Below are 17,749 nucleotides of genomic sequence, written 5' to 3'. Positions count from 1 at the left end.
CGGCAATAGCGCAACTGCCGCGGATTCGAAGAAACCGCAGAAGCTGTATTGAGACGGGAGCGTAGTCTACCGGAAAGCCCCTATCAGCTCAAACCACTTAGCAGCCCGGCGCGCACCACTTCAGGGCACACCGACCCGCGCTCAGTTGCGGAAGGTTGGCCACTGCGACCAGTTGTTCATCGCAATACAGCAAGGGCAAACGGCCACGGGCAAACGCAGGAACCCCGGCTTCATTCAGCAGGCGCTTGAGGTCTCGCCGGCCGCGACCGGACACAGCCATGACTTCACCACCGGTTCGATAGCGAATCTGCAGCCTGCCAATGGGCGGCGCCCCCTCTAGCCGAAGCGAGCCATTACCGGGAAGCTGCAGCTCGACGGACGGGTCGGGCCAGTCAACCGGCCCACCAACAGACGCAAGCCAGCCGTCCGGTAGCCACCAGACGCGCTCGCCGCTGCGCTGCAGCTCACCACCTGCCAGTCGCCAGCGTGGCGTGGCATCCGCCCTGGCGTCACGCAGACACTCCCAGCCGGCCCAGTGATCTTCATCCGGCGCTAGGGCTCGCCCTGCCAGCCAATGACGCAGCGCATTGCGCTGCCGCGCCGGCGTCAGCTCGCGCAACGGCGCAAGGGCAAGACTCGGCAGATTCAGCCAGTCGAAATCAATGTCGGCTTGGGCAACCGCGAGATCCTGCTGCGCCAGCTCATCGAGCAGCTGCTGCGCGTCAGCCATATGCGCTGCTGTGCGGGCCAGGCTGGATGAAACCTGAGGCCAGCGCTGCTGCAGCAGAGGCAGGACCTGCCGACGCAGAAAATTGCGTGAATATTCCAGCTGCTTGTTGCTGGGATCCTCGACCCACGCCAGGCCGTTGGCACGCGCATAATCTTCGAGTTCGGCCCGCGACACGTCCAGCAACGGCCGAACCAGCTGGCCGCTTGCCAAGGCGCGCGCGACCGGCATCGCTGCCAGCCCCCGTACACCAGCTCCGCGCAGCAGCCGGAACAGCAGCGTCTCGGCCTGGTCATCGCGGTGCTGCCCGGTCAGCAGCAGCTCATCTTCGCCCAGGCGCGCAGCGAACGCCTGATAGCGCGCATCGCGTGCAGCCCGCTCCAGACTGGCGCCTGGAACAACTTGCACGCGCACAACCTCCAGCGCGACGCCAAGCCGGTCGCAGACTTGCTGGCAGTGCGCTGGCCAGTCGTCAGCGGCGACCTGCAGGCCATGGTGCACATGAATTGCGCGAATCGGAGGCAGCGCACGACGTTCCGCCAGCCGCACCAGCGCGTGCAACAGAACAGTGGAATCAAGACCGCCGGAGAACGCCACCCACCACGCCGATGAGCCGCGCCAGGGGGCAAGAACGGAAAGCAGGCGGGAATCGAGGGACATGCTTGGCGCTTCGAATACCGGGAATGCCGGCAAGCATAAGGCTCAGGAGCGAAAGCCGCGAGCGAAGGCCCGACAGCGAATCCTGGCGTGCCTCGCTCAGAGAGGCGAAGCACGCACAGGGATGACTCAGGCGATACCGTAGCTCATCAGACGCTCATAGCGACGCGCCAGCAGTGCATCGGTGTCCAGCGACTTGAGCATGTGCAGCTGGCTGTTGAGCTGCTCGCGCATGGCCGCGGCCATGACGGCCGGGTTGCGATGGGCGCCGCCCAGCGGCTCGGGGATCACCTTGTCGACGATGCCCAGATCCTTCAGGCGCTCGGCGGTGACACCCATGGCCTCGGCGGCTTCCGGCGCCTTCTCTGCAGTACGCCAGAGAATCGAGGCGCAGCCTTCCGGGGAGATTACCGCGTAGGTGGAATACTGCAGCATGTTCAACTGGTCGCAGACGCCGATGGCCAGCGCGCCGCCGGAACCACCCTCGCCGATCACGGTGGCAATGATCGGGGTCTTCAGCCGCGCCATCACGCGCAGGTTCCAGGCGATGGCCTCGCTCTGGTTGCGCTCCTCGGCATCGATCCCCGGATAGGCGCCCGGGGTATCGATAAAGGTCAGGATCGGCATCTTGAAGCGCTCGGCCATTTCCATCAGACGGCAGGCCTTGCGATAGCCCTCCGGACGCGGCATACCGAAGTTGCGACGCACCTTCTCGCGTACTTCACGGCCTTTCTGATGACCGATGATCATCACCGGCTGGCCGTCCAGACGCGCCGTACCACCAACAATGGCCGCGTCGTCGGAGAAATGGCGGTCACCGTGCAGTTCTTCGAACTCGGTGAACAGGTGATTGATGTAATCGAGGGTATAGGGCCGCTGCGGGTGGCGAGCCAGACGGGCGATCTGCCAGCTGGTCAGATTGCCGAAGATGCTTTCGGTGAGCGACTCGCTCTTGTCCTGCAGGCGGGCAATCTCATCGCCGATGTTCAGCGAGTTGTCGTTACCAACCAGGCGCAATTCTTCGATCTTGGCTTGCAGGTCGGCGATCGGCTGTTCGAAATCCAGGAAGTTCGGGTTCATAGGCATCCGTCATGCGTCGACGGCCAGGCGGCCGGGAGGCTGTTCCGTTTTTTGCGCCTTACCTTACGGGAGCGGCGCATTCAGGTCGAACAAAAATTGTTCTGAAACCATGACCCGGTCAGCACCGGGCCGTTCAGGCCTGACTCGGAAAGCACATGTCGATGAACTTTCCGGGCCCGGCCCTCTATCGGTATTGCAGGAAGACGTTGTCGCGTCCGAACTGGTCACGCAATGCCTGAATCAAGTTGTCCGCCGGATCAATTCGCCAGTTCTCGCCGAACTGCAGCAGCGCCCGCGCATCGCGACCGGTGTACTCCAGCGTGATCGGGCAGGCACCGCGATGGCGGCCGCAAACCTCGGCCAGCCAGCGCATGCGTTCGCCCTTGAGCGCCTCGCCGGCGACCTTGACCCGCAGACTCTCGGCCAGACCGGTACGCGCTTCCTCCAGACTCATCACACGCTTGGCGCGCAGGCGCAGGCCGCCGGAAAAGTCGTCGTTGCTCACCTCGCCTTCGACCACCACCAGGGCATCGGTCTGCAGCAAGGCCTGCGCCGTGTTGAACGCCTCGGCGAACAGCGAAGCCTCGATGCGCCCCGAGCGGTCATCCAGGGTGATGAAGCCCATCTTGTCGCCTTTCTTGTTCTTCATGACCCGCAGATTGACGATGAGGCCGGCAATGGTCTGTTCTCCGCGCGCCGGGCGCAGGTCGACGATGCGCTGACGAGCGAAACGACGCACCTCCCCCTCGTATTCATCGATCGGGTGGCCGGTGAGATAGAGGCCGAGGGTGTCCTTTTCGCCTTTCAGACGCTCTTTCAGCGAAAGCTCGCGCGCCTTTCGGTGATTGGCGTAGACGTCGGCCTCCGGCTCGGCGAACAGGCCGCCGAACAGGTCCATGTGGCCGCTCTCGGCGCTGCGTGCGGTCTGTTCGGCGGCCTGTACTGCCTCTTCCATCGCCGCCAGCAGCACTGCGCGGTTGCGGTCGATGTTGGCCTGGTAGGCCTTGGCCTCCTCGAAGAAATACGGTCCGAGGCGATCCAGCGCACCGGAGCGGATCAGTGCTTCCAGGGTGCGCTTGTTGATGCGCTTGAGGTCGATGCGCGCGCAGAAATCGAACAGGTCCTTGAACGGGCCGCCTTCGGCACGGCATTCGGCGATGGCCTCGACCGGCCCCTCACCCACGCCCTTGACCGCGCCCAGGCCATAGACGATACGGCCATCGTCGTTGACGGTGAACTTGAATTCGGAGACGTTGACGTCGGGCGGATCGATGCGCAGCTTCATGCTGCGGCACTCTTCGATGAGGATCACCACCTTGTCGGTGTTGTGCATATCCGCCGAGAGCACGGCTGCCATGAACGGCGACGGGTGATGCGCCTTGAGCCAGGCCGTCTGGTAGGACACCAGGCCGTAGGCGGCCGAGTGCGACTTGTTGAAGCCGTAGCCGGCGAACTTTTCCACCAGGTCGAAGATGTTGCCCGCCAGGTCCCCATCGATCCCATTGTTGGCGCAACCTTCGATGAAGCCGCCGCGCTGCTTGGCCATCTCCTCCGGCTTCTTCTTACCCATGGCGCGACGCAACATGTCAGCGCCACCGAGGGTGTAGCCGGCCATCACCTGGGCGATCTGCATCACCTGTTCCTGATACAGGATGATGCCGTAGGTGGGCTTGAGCACCGGCTCCAGCCCCGCGTACTGGTAGTCCGGGTGCGGATAGGAGACTTCGGCACGCCCATGCTTGCGGTTGATGAAGTCGTCGACCATGCCCGACTGCAAAGGCCCGGGGCGGAACAGCGCCACCAGTGCGATGAGATCTTCCAGGCAGTCCGGCTTGAGCTTCTTGATCAGCTCCTTCATGCCGCGCGATTCGAGCTGGAACACCGCCGTGGTCTCGGCCTTCTGCAGCAGCTGGTAGGTTGGCTTGTCGTCCAGCGGAATGAAGTCGATGTTGACCGGTTCCAGGCCCTTCTTGGCCTGCTCGCGGTTGATGGTTTCCAGCGCCCATTTGATGATGGTCAGGGTGCGCAGGCCGAGGAAGTCGAACTTCACCAGGCCGGCCTGCTCGACGTCGTCCTTGTCGAACTGGGTCACCAGGCCGCCGCCTTCCTCGTCACAGGCGATCGGTGCGAAGTCGGTGAGCTTGGTCGGCGCGATCACCACACCACCGGCGTGCTTGCCGGTACCGCGGGTGATGCCTTCGAGCTTGAGCGCCATATCCCAGATTTCGCGCGCATCCTCGTCGACGGCGAGGAAGTCGCGCAGCGGCTCCTCCATCTCGTAGGCCTTTCCCAGCGTCATGCCGACTTCGAAGGGAATCATCTTCGACAGACGGTCGGCCAGACCATAGGACTTGCCCTGTACCCGCGCCACGTCGCGCACCACCGCCTTGGCCGCCATGGTGCCGAAGGTGATGATCTGGCTCACCGCATTGCGCCCGTACGCCTCGGCCACGTAATCGATGACCCGGTCGCGCCCGTCCATGCAGAAGTCGACGTCGAAGTCGGGCATGGAAATACGTTCGGGGTTGAGGAAGCGCTCGAACAGCAAGTCGTAGGCCAACGGATCGAGGTCGGTGATCTTCAGCACGTAGGCCACCAGCGAGCCGGCACCCGAACCGCGGCCCGGGCCGACCGGCACGCCGTTGTTCTTGGCCCACTTGATGAAGTCCATAACGATCAGGAAGTAGCCGGGGAAGCCCATCTGAATGATGGTGCCCAGCTCGAACTCGAGGCGGTCGATATAGACCTGCTTCTTCGCCTCGTAGTCCGGCGTGTCCTTTGGCAGCAGGACTTCCAGCCGCTCCTCCAGGCCCTCGAACGACACCTGACGCAGGTAGTCGTCGATGGTCATGCCTTCAGGTACCGGGAAATTCGGCAGGAAGTAGGTACCCAGCTGCACCTCGATGTTGCAGCGTTTGGCGATCTCGACGGTGTTTTCCAGCGCCTCGGGCAGGTCGGCGAACAGCTCGGCCATTTCCTCGGGCGTCTTCAGATACTGTTGATCGGAATAAGTGCGCGGGCGACGTGGGTCGTCCAGAGTGCGCCCCTCACCGATGCAGACGCGGGTTTCATGCGCCTCGAAGTCTTCCTGTTTGAGAAAGCGCACGTCGTTGGTCGCCACCAGCGGCGCGCCGCTGCGCTCGGCCAGCGCCACGGCCGCATGCAAGTGTTCTTCGTCATTGACCCGATTGGTGCGCTGCACTTCCAGGTAGAAGCGATCGGCGAACACCTCGCGCCATTCGGCAAGACGCGACGCCGCCAGCGCTTCGTCGCCATTGAGCAGAGCGTGGCCAATCTCCCCTTCCTTGGCACCGGAAAGCGCAATCAGCCCTTCGGCCGCTTCTTTGACCCACTCGCGCTCGATGATGACCAGATCGTTGCGCTGACCTTCGGTCCAGCCGCGAGAAATCAACTCGGTGAGATTGCGATAACCCTTGGGGTTCATCGCCAGCAGCGTCAGGCGGCTAAGCGGACCATCCTCGTCGCAGCCAGCCAGCCAGATATCGGCGCCACAGATCGGTTTGATTCCGGCGCCCTGCGCCGTCTTGTAGAACTTCACCAGCGAGCACATGTTGCTCATGTCGGTCACCGCCACCGCGGGCATTCCGCCCGCCGCCACCGCCTTGATCAGCGGCTTGACGCGCACCAGGCCATCGACCAGCGAGTACTCGGTATGCAGACGGAGATGGACGAAGGAAGCAGGCATGAACAGACCTTGAGCTGGTAGAACGACAAGCGCGCGATTGTACCGGAAAGCGTTCGGCCGCTGGCGAGCGCGGCGACAGCCAGAGACATGGCAAGTGGTAGCAGGAGGGCGCGGCAGGCGAGCGAAGGCTCAGCCGAACGCCGCAAACACTGGCGCTAGACCAGCAGGACGCTGGTCGGAACCTCTACCTCTATGCTCACCTGCTCAAGCATCGCGCGGACGGGCGCAAACGAGCGACGGTGAATTGGCGTTGGCCCGAGACGACGCAGCGCCTCGAGGTGGCTCGGCGTCGGGTAGCCCTTGTGGCCGGCCAGACCATAGCCCGGATAGCACAGATCCAGCGCCTGCATTTCGCGGTCGCGGCTAACCTTGGCCAGGATGGACGCGGCCGCGATGGCCGGAACCTGTGCGTCACCCTGGATCACCGGCGCGCTGGGCACGGCCAGCTTAGGGCAGCGATTGCCGTCGATCAGCGCCAGCCGCGGTGTGACGCTCAGTCCTTCGACCGCGCGCTGCATGGCCAGCATGGTGGCATGCAGGATATTGAGCTGGTCGATCTCCTCTACCTCGGCACGGGCGATGCACCAGGCGACCGCCTTCTCCCGGATTTCGTCGAACAAGGCCTCTCGGCGAGCCTCGGTCAGCTTCTTCGAGTCGTTCAGCCCTTCGATCGGCCGTGCCGGATCGAGGATCACGGCCGCCGTCACCACAGGACCACACAGCGGCCCACGGCCCACCTCGTCGACACCAGCAACCAGCTCTTCCACGAGATTGAAATCGAGCCCGAACTGCATCAGCGTGCTCCCACCAACCGCAGAACCGCATCGGCGGCCTGACCCGAGGCGTCACAGCGCAGCGTTCGATGGATGCTGTCGAATCCCTCCGTCTGCACTTCGCCATCATCCAGCAAGGGCGACAACGCCTGGGCCAGCGCCTCCGGTGTCGCCGCATCCTGCAGCAGCTCCGGCACCAGTAGGCGCTGCGCCAGTAGATTGGGCAATGCGACGTAAGGGCTTTTCACCAATCGGCGCAAGATGCGATAGGTCATCGGCGCCACGCTGTAGGCCACCACCATGGGCCGCTTGAACAGCAACGCCTCGAGCGTGGCGGTACCGGAGGCGATCAGCACCGCGTTGCAGGCGGACAGCGCCTCGTGGGATCGGCCGTCAAGCAGCGTCAGCGGCAAGTCGCGGGCGACCAGCATCTGTTCCAACTGCAGCCGGCGCTCCGGGCTGGCGCAGGGCATGACGAAACGAATGCCGGGACGCATGGCACGCAACCGCTCGGCAGCGCTAAGGAACAGTTCACCTAGGCGGGATACCTCACCACCGCGACTGCCGGGCATCAGCGCAACGATCATGCCCTGCTGCGGCAAACCGAGCGCCTCCCGTGCGGCTACGCGGTCGGCACAAAGCGGAATGGTATCGGCCAACGGATGGCCGACGAAGCGCACCGGCACCTGATGCTCGTCGTAAAACCTGGCTTCGAAGGGGAACAGCGTCAGCATCAGATCGCAGGCTTCGCGGATCTTCAACACTCGCTTCTGCCGCCATGCCCAGACCGACGGGCTGACGTAGTGGACCGTCTTGATCCCGGCTCGACGCAGCTTGAGCTCGAGCCCCAGATTGAAATCCGGGGCGTCGATGCCGATGAATACATCTGGCCGCTGCGCGATCAAAGTGCTCACCAGGCGCTTGCGGCGCGCAAGGAGTTCCGGCAATCGGCCAAGCACTTCGACGAGCCCCATCACCGCCAGCCGTTCCAGCGGAAAGTAGGACTGCAGCCCTTCAGCCTGCATGCGCGAACCACCTACGCCGATGAACTCGACATCGGCATGTTGCGCCTTCAGCGCCTGCATCAGGCCCGCGCCGAGAATGTCACCAGAGGATTCCCCGGCAACCAGCGCGACCCTGAGCGGTCTGCTCATTTCAGCGGGTGATGCCACGAGTCGAAGCCTGGATCGAGTCGCGAAAGATCGCGACCTCGGGGAATGCCGCCGCACTCTCGGCCAGTTCGCTGAGCGCTGCCTCGACCGTCAAGCCTTTGCGGTAGACGACTTTGTACGCATTGCGCAAGGCATGCACGGCTTCGGCACTGAAGCCACGACGACGCATGCCCTCGAAGTTCATACTGCGCGCCTCAGCCGGATTTCCGAACACGGTGACGAATGCCGGCACATCCTTGCCAATCGCCGTCCCCATGCCGGAAAAGCTGTGCGCACCGATATGGCAGAACTGATGTACCAGGGTGTAGCCGGAAAGAATCGCCCAATCCCCGACGTGCACGTGCCCGGCCAGCGCGGTGTTGTTGACCAGGATGCAGTGATTGGCGATGACGCTGTCGTGGCCGATGTGCGCATAGGCCATGATCAGGTTGTGATCACCGATGGTGGTTTCGGAACGATCCTGCACGGTGCCGCGATGGATGGTGACACCCTCGCGAATCACGTTGTTATCACCGATCACCAGCCGCGTCGGTTCACCCTTGTATTTGAGATCAGGAGTGTCTTCGCCGACCGAGGAGAACTGATAGATGCGATTGTTGCGGCCGATGCGGGTCGGCCCCTTGATGACCACGTGCGACGCGATCACCGTACCCTCGCCAATTTCGACATCCGGGCCGATGATCGACCAGGGCCCTACCTGGACGTCATCTGCCAGCCGAGCCGCGGGATCGATAATGGCGCGAGGGTCGATCAAACTCATATTTTCTGTTCCGCGCAGATGATTTCAGCCGAGCAGACCGGCTTGCCATCGACGGTAGCGCGACAATCGAACTTCCAGATGCCGCGCTTGTTGCTCAGGAAGGCCGCCTCGAGAACCAGTTGATCACCTGGACGAACCGGCTGGCGGAAACGCAGCTTGTCAGAACCGACGAAATAGTAAAGCGTGCCATCGGATGGCTTGACGCCCATCATCTTGAACCCCAGCAAGCCAGCCGCCTGGGCCATCGCCTCGATGATCAGCACGCCCGGCATGATCGGATGCTGCGGGAAGTGACCGTTGAAGAACGGCTCGTTGATGGTGACGTTCTTGTAGGCACGAACGCGCTTGGCCTCGATATCCATCTCCGTCACCCGGTCCACCAGCAGGAAGGGGTAACGGTGAGGCAAATATTCGCGAATCTCGTTGATGTCCATCATGTCAGGAAAGCGCCTGTAAGAAAGTAAAGGGCCGCCTGCGCCGAAAGCTCACGCCAGCATTCACAGACAGCACCCCGAAAAAAACCGGATCAGACGGTAAGCTCAGGCATCAGAAGTCGGATTCGGACCCTGAGTCACGGCTGCCAGGCTTTTCTCCAGCTGCTGCAGCCGGCGAGCCATGTCGTCCAGCTGACGAATACGCGCGGCACTCTTTCTCCAATCGGCCGCGCTCTGCATCGCAGTGCCCGATGAATAGCTGCCGGGCTCGGTGATTGAACGAGTGACCATCGTCATACCGGTGACGAACACGTTGTCACAAACCTCGATGTGGCCGACCATGCCGACGCCACCGGCGATCATGCAGTTGCGCCCGATCTTGGTGCTGCCTGAAATCCCCGCACAACCCGCCATGGCGGTGTTATCACCAACCTGCACGTTGTGCGCGATCATGATCTGGTTGTCGAGCTTTACGCCGTTGCCAATCAGGGTATCGGAGAGCGCACCGCGGTCGATCGTGGTGTTGGAACCGATCTCGACGTCATCCCCAATACGCACGCCGCCGATCTGAGCGATCTTCTGCCAGGCACCTTTTTCCTTGGCGAAACCGAACCCCTCGCCGCCGATCACCGCACCCGATTGAATGACGACACGCTTGCCGATCAGAACGTCGTGGTACAGCGTGACCCGCGGCGCAAGGCGTCCACCCTCGCCAATGCGGCTGCGTGCGCCGATGAATGACTGCGCACCGATCACAACATCCTTTTCGATGACCGCGCCGGATTCGATCACCACATAAGCGCCGACGCTGGCAGACGCATCGACATCTGCATCATCGGCCACTATTGCCGTGGGATGGACCCCAGCGCGGACAGCCGGACGCGTCTCGAACAGATGGGAAGCACGTGCGTAGGCAAGATAGGGGTCACTGACGACGATCGCCGAACCACCGAAACTCCCGGCATCCTCAGCTGACAGCAATACCGCTGCGGCGCGGCTGGTCGACAGATACTTGCGGTACTGGGCATTGGCGAGGAAGCTCAGCTGCGTTGGCCCCGCCTCCTGCAGCGTCGCCAAGCCATCGATGACCTGCGCAGCGTCGCCGCGCAGACTGCCACCCAACACCTCGGCCAGCTGACCGAGCGCGAAGACTGCACCGGCCATATCAGCGCAGCTGATTCATGCGCTCGATGACCTGGCGGGTGATATCGAACTGCGGTTTGACATCCACCACGGCACCGCGCTCGAACACGAGATCGTAATTGCCCTTCTTGATCACCTCTTCGACAGCCTGGTCCAGCTTCGGCTTGAGCTGCTTGAGCATGTCGCGGTCAGCCACGGCCTTGGCCTCGTTCAGCTCCTTGGACTGGAACTGAAAGTCACGAGCCTTCTGCTTGAATTCGAGTTCCAGGCGCTCGCGCTCGGCCTGCTGCATCTTGTCGCCATCCTTGACCAGACGGTCCTGGATACGCTTGGCATCGCTTTCGAGCGACTTGAGCTTGCTCAGCTGGGGGCCGAACTTCTTCTCGGCATCGACCGCATAGCGCTTGGCCGCGTCGGACTCGAGCAGTGCCATCTGATAGTTCATGACGGCAATCTTCATTTCGGCAAACGCGGGAGTCGCTACCAGCGCGGCAACGACGAGAAACAGTTGAGTCAACTTACGCACGGTAAACACCACTCCTGAAAGAAAGCACTGAAGCATGGCGCCCCAATGTTAGAACGTTTGTCCCAGCGAGAACTGGAATACCTGGGTGTCGGCCTCGTCCGGCTTGACCACCGGCATCGCCAGACTGAAGCTCAGCGGACCCATCGCGGTGATCCAGGTCAGCCCGACACCCACCGAACTGGCCATGTCGCCAAAGTCGATATCGCTGCAGTTCTTCGATTCCGAAGGACAATTGGTGTTGTAGACGTTACCCACATCCCAGAACACGGAAGTACGCAGCGAACGCTGATCCTTGACGAACGGCATCGGGAACAGCACTTCAAGACCACCCTGAATCAACACGTTACCACCGAACGGCAACGGGTCCTGGTCCGGGTCGGCAATGGTGCCAGGCCGCGAACCGTCGCTCGGAGTACTGCGCGGGCCAAGACTGCTATCTTCGAAACCACGGACGGAATTGAAACCACCCGCGTAATAATGCTCGTAGAACGGCAGGCTTGAGGTCGAGCCATAGGCATCACCATACCCGAGGCGGGTGTGCATGCGCAGGGTATAGTCCTTGGTCATCGGCACGAACAGCTGGCCGTTGTAGTCGAGCTTATAGAACGACAGATCGCTTCCGGGGATAGTCGTTTCGAAAACCAGGCTCTGCGAGTGACCACGTGTCGCCAGCACGCCGCGATTGAGGGTCGATTCCGACCAGCCGGCCGATGCCTTGAAGTTGAGGAAGCTATCGCCCTCCTCTTCCATGAACGTGAAGATCTCGTCCACCGTATAACGACCGGTGTCCAGATCGTCCTGCTGCAATGTAAGGCCGAAGGACAGGCGCGATGTCTCGCTGATCGGATAGCCGATATTGATACCGCCGCCCAGGCTGTCCACCGAATAGCTGGATACGTCGTAGTCCAGCTCATCGTAATCGGTGGTGCGGTAGAAAGCGTTGTAGCCCAGGCTGACGCCGTCTTCGGTCCAGTAGGGGTCAACGAAGCCGAAGTTGTAGCGCGACTGGTACTCGCTGCGGGTCAATCCCAGCGAAACACGGTTACCGGTACCGAGGAAGTTGTTCTGACTGATCGAGCCACCAAGGATCAGGCCGGCGTTCTGCGCGAAGCCGATACTGGCCATGATCGAGCCGGACGGCTGCTCCTCGACGCTGTAGTTCACGTCGATCTGATCGTCGGTACCAGGCACCTGCGGCGTTTCGACGTTAACCTCCTTGAAGAAACCCAGGCGCTCGAGGCGCGTCTTGGATTGATCGATCAGATAGGTCGAGGCCCAGCCACCTTCCATCTGGCGCATCTCGCGACGCAGCACTTCGTCTTCGGTTTTGGTGTTGCCACGGAAGTTGATGCGATTGACGTACGCGCGCTTGCCCGGATCGACCACGAAGGTAATAGAGACAGTATTGTCTTCGTCATGGGCTTCCGGAACGCCGTTGACGTTGGCGAAGGTATAGCCCTCGTTACCCAGCCGCCGCGTGATCAGTTCGGAAGTGGACGTCATCACCTTACGGGAAAATACCTGCCCTTCCTTTGCCAGCAACAGCGCTTCGATCTCTTCCTGCGGAACCTTGAGATCGCCACTGAGCTTGACGTCGCGAACCGTGTAACGCTCACCTTCGTCGATATTGACTGTCACATAGACGTGCTTCTTGTCCGGCGTGATGGATACCTGGGTCGAGGTGATATCCATGTTGATGTAGCCACGGTCCAGGTAATAGGAGCGCAAGCGTTCCAGATCGCCGGACAGTTTCTCGCGGGCATACTTGTCGTCGTTGCGGAAGAAGGAAAGCCAGTTGGTGGTCTTGAGCTCGAACAGGTCGACCAGATCCTCGTCCGGGAACACCGAGTTGCCAACAACGTTGATGTGCTTGATGGCCGCGACCGAGCCCTCATTGATCTTGATTTTCAGCGCGACGCGATTGCGCGGCTGGGCAACCACTTCGGTTTCGATGGTGGCCGAATAACGCCCCTGGGCGACATATTGGCGCTGCAGTTCGTTGCGCACGCCTTCGAGCGTCGCACGCTGGAAAATCTCGCCCTCGGCCAGCCCTGACTGCTGCAGCCCAGAAAGCAGATCCTCGGTCTTGATCGCCTTGTTGCCCTCGATCTCGATCGCCGAAATAGATGGGCGTTCGACTACGCTGATGACCAGCACGTCGCCGTCACGACCAAGCTGGATATCCTGAAAGAAGCCGGTACGAAAGAGTGCGCGGGTCGCTTCAACGAGGCGGCTGTCGTCTGCAGCCTCACCCACATTCAACGGTAGCGCGCCGAAGACGCTGCCGGCAGAAACCCGTTGCAGACCATTGACGCGGATATCGGAGATAGTGAAGGACTCAGCGTGAACTTCGGCGATCATCAATGCGGAGATAACCGCAGGTAGCAGCAGACGTTTCATGAAGTCCTTTCTTATTCAAACCTGATGAATGAACCGGCAATTGGGCACGGCGACACTATGGATTCGGCGTTACAGACGGCCAAGGTCGTTGACCAACGCAAGCAGCATCACGCCAACCACCAGGCTGATGCCGATCTGTACTCCCCATCCCTGCACCCGCTCCGACAATGGACGCCCACGCACCCACTCAACGAGATAGAAGAGCAGATGCCCGCCGTCGAGCACCGGGATAGGCAATAGATTGAGAACCCCCAGACTAATGCTCAGGTAGGCGAGGAAATTGAGGAAATCCCCCAGACCGGACTGGGCAGAAGCGCCCGCCACTTTAGCAATGGTTATCGGGCCGCTCAAGTTTTTTACCGACAGCTCCCCGAACAGCATTTTCTTCAGTGAATCGAGCGTCAGCAGACTCATGGTCCAGGTGCGTCTGACACCTTCAGCCACCGCTTCGAGCGGGCCGAAGCTGACCTCGCGCAACATTTCAGCTGGCCACTCCCCTCCCTCGACGCCAGCTCCAAGATAACCGCGCCGCACTTCGCCCTCGCCGCGGGTGGCCAGTGTTAGCGATACATCCAAGCGCTGCCCTTGCCGCTCGACCTGCAACGAAACTGGCTCGCCAGGCAGAGTCCTTACTGCATCGATGACCTGCTGCCAGTCATCCAGAGGCTGCTGATTCAGGCTGAGCAGACGATCACCGAGACGGATTCCCGCTGCCTGCGCCGGCCCCTCTGGGTCCAGCTGCGCGATCACCGGGACAATCTGCGGCCGCCATGGCCTGATACCGAGCGAGGTGATGGGATCGGGCTCCTCGACCCCCTTCAACCAGTTCTGCAGGGAAATCTGCAGATGTCTCTCGCTGGAGCCGCCCACATCACGCACCGTAACGTCGAGCTGCCCGCTCTCCCCCAGGCGCCTCACCAGCTGCAGATTGACCTCACCCCAACCGCTAACCGGCTTACCGTTGACCGCAACGATTTCCTGGTCAGCGGACAACCCGGCCTGAGCAGCGAGACTACCCGGCTCGACCGCGCCGATAACTGGACGAATCTGCTCGCTACCAAGCATGGCCAGCAGCCAGAAGAACACCAGAGCCAGGAGGAAATTGGCGAGCGGACCTGCGGACACGATGGCAAACCGCTGACGGACGCTCTTTCGGTTAAACGCGCTGTCGATCAGCGCCGGCGGCACGTCCCCCTCGCGCTCGTCCAGCATCTTGACGTAGCCACCCAGGGGTATCGCAGCGATGACGAACTCGGTGCCCTGACGGTCATGCCAGCGGAACAGCGGGCTGCCAAAGCCGACGGAAAATCGCAGCACCTTTACACCGCAACGACGCGCAACCCAGAAATGCCCAAACTCGTGGAAAGTGACCAACACCCCGAGCGCCACGAGGGTACCAATGATCATGTAAAGCGCGCCCATAACTATCCTCCGGGGGTGGGTCTGGTGCTGATATCGCTGCCGGCCGCAGGCCAGCAGACCCCTATCGCCCGTTGCGGTCGAGCCACTGTCCAGCACGTTCCCGTGCACATCTGTCAGCCGCCAACACATCTTCGAGGCAGCCTACGGCCACTGGCGCCTCACGGTTCAATACGTCGTCGATGATACTCGCGATCTCGGTGAAACGGATGCGTCGATTGAGAAACGCCTCGACCGCCACTTCGTTCGCCGCATTCAGCATCGCGGGTGCGGTACCACCGTTTTCAGCTGACTGACGAGCCAGCTGCAGGCAAGGAAACCGCGAATCGTCCGGCGCCTGGAAGTCGAGCCGACCGATCTGCAGGAGGTCCAATGCCGAGACTCCGGACTCGATCCGCTCCGGCCATGCAAGCGCATGTGCGATCGGGGTACGCATATCCGGATTTCCCAGCTGCGCCAGTACCGAGCCATCGACGTAATCGACCATGGAATGGATGACACTCTGCGGATGAATCACTACCTCGACCTGACTCGGGTGAGCGTCGAACAACCAGCAGGCTTCGATCAGCTCGAGCCCCTTGTTCATCATGCTGGCCGAGTCCACCGATATCTTGCGTCCCATCGACCAGTTGGGGTGGGCACAAGCCTGTTCCGGCGTCACATCGATAAGCCGCTCCGGCGCAAACTCGCGGAAGGGCCCACCGGACGCAGTCAGCAGGATACGTCGTACGCCAACCGAACCGAGCCCTTGGGAATAGGCGGACGGCAGACACTGGAAGATCGCGTTGTGCTCGCTATCGATGGGTAACAGCACGGCCCCACTGTCGCGCAACGCCCGCATGAACAGGGCACCGGACATCACCAGCGCCTCCTTGTTGGCGAGCAGCACCCGCTTACCGGACTGTACTGCGGCCAGCGTCGGCTTCAGGCCCGCAGCACCCACGATGGCGGCCATGACCACGTCTGTCTCGGGATGTGCTGCGACCTCGCTCAGACCGCCCTCGCCGCTCATGACCTGAGTCGTCAGACCATCTTCGCGCAGCTGCTGCTGCAGAACTCCGGCCTGGATCTCGTCAGCAGCCACCGCGAAGCGCGGACGATGGACAAGACAGAGCGCCCTCAGCTCGGCAAGCCGGCTGAAACCGGTGAGTGCGAAGACAGCGTAACGATCCGGGTGACGCGCAATGACATCCAGCGTGCTGAGACCGATCGAACCAGTAGCGCCAAGAACGGTTACCTGTAACGGTCGATTCACAGCGCGCCCCAACCTGCTAGCCACAACAGCACAGCGAACACCGGGATCGCAGCGGTGAGGCTGTCGATACGATCCATCACACCACCGTGCCCCGGCAGCAGCTGGCTGCTGTCCTTGATGCCGGCACTGCGCTTGAACATGCTCTCAGTCAGATCACCGATAACCGATATCGATACCACAAGTGCGGCGCCGAGCAGGGCTAGAACCAGTTCGCGAGCCGTCCAACCGCGATACACACCGACCGCGAGCGTGACGAGCAAGCTGGTCAGCAGCCCGCCAACCAACCCCTCCCAGCTCTTGCCAGGGCTCACCTTCGGCGCCAGCTTGCGCCTGCCGAAAGCCCTGCCAGAGAAATAGGCGCCGATATCCGCCACCCATACCAGAATCATCACTGCCAGAATCAGCCAATTGCCCAGTTGCCATTGCTTGAGCACCACAAGACCCTGCCAGGACGGCAAAAGCACCGCCAGGCCGATCAGCAGGCTGCCGCCACGACCACCCCATAGACGACTGCTCTCCGGATAGGTCAGCACCAGATAGGTTGCGACCAGCCACCAGAGCACAGCCAGGGCCAGCATCCAGGGCGCCAACGATGGAAACTGGTAGAGCACACCAAGCAGCATTGCCACCGCCAGCGCGTATCCGACCCGTAATCCCTGACCGGCAAAACCAGCCAGCCGGGCCCACTCCCACGCCCCCAAGACCACAACGAGGCCGATGAAAAGCGCGAAGGCGAGCCCTTGGAGAAGAAAGAAACCTACGATCGCAACAGGCAGAAGTATCGCTGCGGTGATGATGCGCTGCTTCAGCATTCGACCTTGACCTCGCTTTCGACCTGTTCGCCGGTCTTGCCAAAGCGCCGCTGTCGTGTAGCGAAATCCGCGAGAGCCTTACGCATGGCAACGTGCTTGAAGTCCGGCCAGTAAAGATCGGAGAAATACAGCTCCGCGTAAGCCAGCTGCCACAACAGGAAATTACTGATGCGCCGTTCGCCGCCGGTTCGGATGCAAAGATCCGGCAAAGGCATGTCCCCCGTCGCCAGATAACTTTGAAACAAGGCCGGGGTGATTTCGGCAGGGTTCAGCCGCCCGGACTGAGCCTCGCTGGCAAGATGCTGAGCCGCCTGCAGGATGTCCCACTGACCACCGTAATTGGCGGCCACCTGGAGCACGAAGCGGTGATTGGCTGCAGTCATTTCCTCGACTTCCAGCATTGCCGCCTGCAGTTCTGGATGGAAGCGAGTGCGGTCACCGATGATGCGAAGCCGAATGCCGTTCTCGTCAAGCTTGCGCGCCTCGCGACGCAAGGCAGAAAGAAACAGCTCCATCAGCGCGCCAACCTCGTCGGCCGGACGCTGCCAGTTTTCGCTGGAGAAGGCGAACAGTGTCAGCACCTCGACACCGGAATCGGCGCAGACCTCGATCACCGCTCGAACAGCATCGACGCCCGCCTTGTGCCCGGCTACACCAGGCAGCAGGCGCCTCTTCGCCCAGCGGTTGTTGCCATCCATGATGATCGCTACGTGACGGGGAATTTTCCGCCCGGCAATCTGCCTGACCTTTTCCATGAACAACTCTACTTGCGCTAGAACACGCTGCAAACAAAAGACAAAGCTGCCAGCAACAGCTTCCAGGCACCGCTGCCGCCGTGCACAGCGACCGAAGTCGACTGCGGCCACGGCGGCAACTATCCAATAG

14 protein-coding genes are annotated in these 17,749 nt (G+C 61.7%); all 14 read right to left on the bottom strand.

Going from position 1 to position 17,749, the window contains the following annotated elements:
- Window positions 1-97: 97 nt before the first annotated feature.
- The 14 genes from tilS to uppS all read right to left on the bottom strand — a co-directional run bounded on the left by tilS (window position 98) and on the right by uppS (window position 17,619).
- Window positions 98-1,387, bottom strand: a complete 1,290-nt coding sequence (tilS, locus tag OUY36_RS08085; protein WP_267937481.1) for a tRNA lysidine(34) synthetase TilS — start codon at window positions 1,385-1,387, stop codon at window positions 98-100.
- A gap of 126 nt (window positions 1,388-1,513) precedes the next feature.
- Complete coding sequence (locus OUY36_RS08080; RefSeq protein WP_014819915.1) at window positions 1,514-2,464, bottom strand: acetyl-CoA carboxylase carboxyltransferase subunit alpha; 951 nt, start codon at window positions 2,462-2,464, stop codon at window positions 1,514-1,516.
- 184 nt (window positions 2,465-2,648) lie between these two features.
- On the bottom strand, window positions 2,649-6,170 hold the full coding sequence (dnaE, locus tag OUY36_RS08075; RefSeq protein ID WP_267937480.1) for a DNA polymerase III subunit alpha: 3,522 nt from the start codon (window positions 6,168-6,170) through the stop codon (window positions 2,649-2,651).
- Between the two features lie 155 nt (window positions 6,171-6,325).
- Window positions 6,326-6,964 carry a ribonuclease HII gene (rnhB, locus tag OUY36_RS08070; RefSeq protein WP_110777614.1) on the bottom strand — a complete coding sequence of 213 codons (639 nt, stop codon included), beginning with the start codon at window positions 6,962-6,964 and terminating at the stop codon, window positions 6,326-6,328.
- A complete protein-coding gene (lpxB, locus tag OUY36_RS08065) occupies window positions 6,964-8,097 on the bottom strand; it encodes a lipid-A-disaccharide synthase (protein WP_267937479.1) in 1,134 nt (377 codons plus the stop codon). Before lpxB ends, rnhB begins: the two co-directional genes overlap by 1 nt.
- A gap of 1 nt (window position 8,098) precedes the next feature.
- Entirely contained in the window at window positions 8,099-8,875 is a 777-nt protein-coding gene (lpxA, locus tag OUY36_RS08060; protein ID WP_063543797.1) for an acyl-ACP--UDP-N-acetylglucosamine O-acyltransferase, read from the bottom strand.
- Window positions 8,872-9,312, bottom strand: a complete 441-nt coding sequence (gene fabZ / locus OUY36_RS08055; protein WP_264884526.1) for a 3-hydroxyacyl-ACP dehydratase FabZ — start codon at window positions 9,310-9,312, stop codon at window positions 8,872-8,874. Before fabZ ends, lpxA begins: the two co-directional genes overlap by 4 nt.
- A 102-nt stretch (window positions 9,313-9,414) precedes the next feature.
- A complete protein-coding gene (lpxD, locus tag OUY36_RS08050; RefSeq protein ID WP_267937476.1) occupies window positions 9,415-10,473 on the bottom strand; it encodes a UDP-3-O-(3-hydroxymyristoyl)glucosamine N-acyltransferase in 1,059 nt (352 codons plus the stop codon).
- A 1-nt stretch (window position 10,474) separates the two neighbouring features.
- Complete coding sequence (locus OUY36_RS08045; RefSeq protein WP_063544005.1) at window positions 10,475-10,978, bottom strand: OmpH family outer membrane protein; 504 nt, start codon at window positions 10,976-10,978, stop codon at window positions 10,475-10,477.
- A 48-nt stretch (window positions 10,979-11,026) separates the two neighbouring features.
- A complete protein-coding gene (gene bamA, locus OUY36_RS08040) occupies window positions 11,027-13,378 on the bottom strand; it encodes an outer membrane protein assembly factor BamA (protein ID WP_156244559.1) in 2,352 nt (783 codons plus the stop codon).
- A gap of 69 nt (window positions 13,379-13,447) precedes the next feature.
- On the bottom strand, window positions 13,448-14,800 hold the full coding sequence (gene rseP / locus OUY36_RS08035; RefSeq protein ID WP_133455905.1) for an RIP metalloprotease RseP: 1,353 nt from the start codon (window positions 14,798-14,800) through the stop codon (window positions 13,448-13,450).
- A gap of 61 nt (window positions 14,801-14,861) precedes the next feature.
- Window positions 14,862-16,052, bottom strand: coding sequence for a 1-deoxy-D-xylulose-5-phosphate reductoisomerase (ispC, locus tag OUY36_RS08030; protein ID WP_267937473.1), 1,191 nt, complete (start codon window positions 16,050-16,052; stop codon window positions 14,862-14,864).
- On the bottom strand, window positions 16,049-16,864 hold the full coding sequence (locus OUY36_RS08025; protein WP_267937472.1) for a phosphatidate cytidylyltransferase: 816 nt from the start codon (window positions 16,862-16,864) through the stop codon (window positions 16,049-16,051). Before OUY36_RS08025 ends, ispC begins: the two co-directional genes overlap by 4 nt.
- Window positions 16,858-17,619 (bottom strand): polyprenyl diphosphate synthase, encoded by a 762-nt coding sequence (gene uppS, locus OUY36_RS08020; RefSeq protein WP_102840848.1) that lies wholly within the window; start codon window positions 17,617-17,619, stop codon window positions 16,858-16,860. Before uppS ends, OUY36_RS08025 begins: the two co-directional genes overlap by 7 nt.
- Between the last annotated feature and the right edge of the window lie 130 nt (window positions 17,620-17,749).

Origin of the sequence: Stutzerimonas sp. R40042 (assembly GCF_026642215.1) — a bacterium.
Lineage (GTDB): Bacteria > Pseudomonadota > Gammaproteobacteria > Pseudomonadales > Pseudomonadaceae > Stutzerimonas > Stutzerimonas frequens.
Note: the sequence above shows the minus strand (reverse complement) of the source record. Positions and strands in the feature narration are given on the sequence as shown.

Excerpts from the sequence above, each read along its gene's own strand:
- fabZ (WP_264884526.1), bottom strand. The coding sequence starts at position 9,312 with ATGATGGACATCAACGAGATTCGCGAATATTTGCCTCACCGTTACCCC.
- rnhB (WP_110777614.1), bottom strand. The coding sequence starts at position 6,964 with ATGCAGTTCGGGCTCGATTTCAATCTCGTGGAAGAGCTGGTTGCTGGT.
- OUY36_RS08080 (WP_014819915.1), bottom strand. The coding sequence starts at position 2,464 with ATGAACCCGAACTTCCTGGATTTCGAACAGCCGATCGCCGACCTGCAA.
- uppS (WP_102840848.1), bottom strand. The coding sequence starts at position 17,619 with ATGGAAAAGGTCAGGCAGATTGCCGGGCGGAAAATTCCCCGTCACGTA.
- OUY36_RS08025 (WP_267937472.1), bottom strand. The coding sequence starts at position 16,864 with ATGCTGAAGCAGCGCATCATCACCGCAGCGATACTTCTGCCTGTTGCG.
- rseP (WP_133455905.1), bottom strand. The coding sequence starts at position 14,800 with ATGGGCGCGCTTTACATGATCATTGGTACCCTCGTGGCGCTCGGGGTG.
- tilS (WP_267937481.1), bottom strand. The coding sequence starts at position 1,387 with ATGTCCCTCGATTCCCGCCTGCTTTCCGTTCTTGCCCCCTGGCGCGGC.
- lpxB (WP_267937479.1), bottom strand. The coding sequence starts at position 8,097 with ATGAGCAGACCGCTCAGGGTCGCGCTGGTTGCCGGGGAATCCTCTGGT.
- lpxA (WP_063543797.1), bottom strand. The coding sequence starts at position 8,875 with ATGAGTTTGATCGACCCTCGCGCCATTATCGATCCCGCGGCTCGGCTG.
- dnaE (WP_267937480.1), bottom strand. The coding sequence starts at position 6,170 with ATGCCTGCTTCCTTCGTCCATCTCCGTCTGCATACCGAGTACTCGCTG.
- bamA (WP_156244559.1), bottom strand. The coding sequence starts at position 13,378 with ATGAAACGTCTGCTGCTACCTGCGGTTATCTCCGCATTGATGATCGCC.
- lpxD (WP_267937476.1), bottom strand. The coding sequence starts at position 10,473 with ATGGCCGGTGCAGTCTTCGCGCTCGGTCAGCTGGCCGAGGTGTTGGGT.